Origin of the sequence: Moorena sp. SIO4E2 (assembly GCF_010671945.1) — a bacterium.
GTDB classification, from domain to species: domain Bacteria; phylum Cyanobacteriota; class Cyanobacteriia; order Cyanobacteriales; family Coleofasciculaceae; genus Moorena; species Moorena producens.
The window spans coordinates 1-1,898 of the sequence record NZ_JAAHIE010001030.1; the positions used below are offsets into that span (position 1 = coordinate 1).

2 protein-coding genes and 1 pseudogene are annotated in these 1,898 nt (G+C 43.5%); all 3 read right to left on the reverse strand.

All coding sequences use genetic code 11. The features are described 5' to 3' along the window. The coding region (locus tag F6K37_RS40225; RefSeq protein ID WP_287256882.1) for a hypothetical protein at positions 1-236 on the reverse strand (236 nt) is incomplete at its 3' end. Positions 237-431: 195 nt separating this feature from the next. Then, positions 432-1,007: a Uma2 family endonuclease gene (locus F6K37_RS40230; RefSeq protein ID WP_287256884.1), complete on the reverse strand. Its 576-nt coding sequence runs from the start codon at positions 1,005-1,007 to the stop codon at positions 432-434. Positions 1,008-1,465: 458 nt separating this feature from the next. Further along, positions 1,466-1,898 (reverse strand): annotated as a pseudogene (locus F6K37_RS40235) (hypothetical protein); the annotation flags it as partial.

The window sequence follows — 1,898 nt, forward strand, 5'->3', positions numbered from 1 at the left end:
AGAAAATTAATTAACGAATCCTGACTGTAGAAAAAATTGCGAACCTGAAACCCTTCCTCACTAAAGGCTTCTTGATTAACAACAGATGTAAACTGCTCCACCACTGGATGCTTGGGACCACTTTCGGGAGCGATCGCAAAAATAATGGTGGTGCCACTGGATAGTTCTAGAGTGGTGACTAAGCTATCCAGCTCATTATGGTCAGCGGAAGTCAATGGGTCAGGGGCTGTTGCCATGGGTGAGTATTGAGTGAGAGTGGGGAGATGGGCAGATGGGGAGATGGGGAGTGTGGGAGGGAGGATTAGTATTCACAAAAATCGTTAATTTATTGGATTTATGAGGTTGAGAAGAGTACCTCATAATAGATGCAAGAAACCCTATCAATTCTAAATTCTAAATTCTAAATTCCCTATTACTCATTACCATCGCGACTACTCAGAAATTGCCTTTCTGAAAAACCTCATTGCCTCAACTGTAGACGCCATTACTACAGACCTAGTTAACAACTCCATATCTAGGTCTGGTAACACCTCTGAGGTATAAATTCGTTCGTAACCGTCTGCTCTGAGATGATGTAAGGTAAATAGACCATCTTCCCAGAACCAGACTTCAGGTACACCCAACTCCCGATAGCGATTGAGTTTGGAGAGATTACCACTGGTAAAAACCACTTCGATAGATAAGTCTGGAATTTTCTTTGGCTTTCCGATACAATAAGACTCATCCGCTTGTGCTGAGGCTACCCCTGGTTTTTCTTGGGTAAAGCTTCCTGTAGGGGTGAACTCAATTCCCTTTTCTTCAAAGTAGATAGCTAACAGAATCCCGATCAAGCGGCTAAAGGTTTCGTGGTCTTGAGAAACTGCCAAGATTTCTACTTCTCCTCTGTAGTAGAATAACCGTATTCCTGGTGAATCGGCAAAGCTCTGTTCCAGTAATTTGAATTGTTGCCAATTCATCCCAGAGTGAATCAGCCGTTGGTCTTTTGGTTTTGAGAGTGTCTGTGTCATTGCTTCCATTCCCGATTACCCATGCCCTTCCCCCCTTTTTAAGCAGGGCTGTTTCATTCTAACAAAACCCAAAGCCTAGACCGTCAGCCGTCCGCTTTTAGCTCACGCTACGTAAGCATTCAGCCGTCAGCAGTCAGCTGTCAGCCATTCCTGTACCGTGGCCATAGGGCAAGGCTCAAGCTAAGCGAACAGCTTATTTTATTCAAAATTACCTCAAGTAGGTTGGCCACAAGCCCCTGATAGCTGATAGCTGATAGCTGATAGCTGAATGCTTACCACGCTACTTGAGGTGCTTAAAATAAACCTAGAACTAGAGAATTTAATAGTTCCAGATCAATGAGAATTGAAAGTCTTGGGAAAAGTCCATGACTCGTGGCACAGGCTTCGAGGCTGATAGCTGATAGCTGATAGCTGATAGCTGATAGCTGATAGCTGATAGCTGAATGCTTACCTGAAACCTAAGAGCTAACGGCTGAATTCTGACTCCCTTGCCACTGTTCCAAGTCTTCGATAATCATTGGATGCACATCAAACCATATAGATTCACCGTAATACCCTAAGACATACTTATTTTGTAAAAGTTCATTACAAATGACAAATTCACCTTGCTTGGGCAAATGATGGGTATTGGTAGTTAAGCGACCAGTTTCGTGAACAGTAGCCAATTCGGGAAAATGATAGTCGTTGATAGTATAGGCTTTGCGTTCTTCTTGAATTGCCTCCTTAGCAATGGTTGTGTCTACATATTCCTTTTTTTTCTTCAGGGCGACCTGACAAGCCCCCCGCGCTAGTCGGATTAAATCCCGGATCACACCACCACTCTTTTCAGATAATAGCTCTAGGGCATCGGGAGTGAATAGATCCGTCTCGTTAATTTTAGCTAATCTTGTA

Excerpts from the sequence above, each read along its gene's own strand:
- F6K37_RS40230 (WP_287256884.1), bottom strand. The coding sequence starts at position 1,007 with ATGACACAGACACTCTCAAAACCAAAAGACCAACGGCTGATTCACTCT.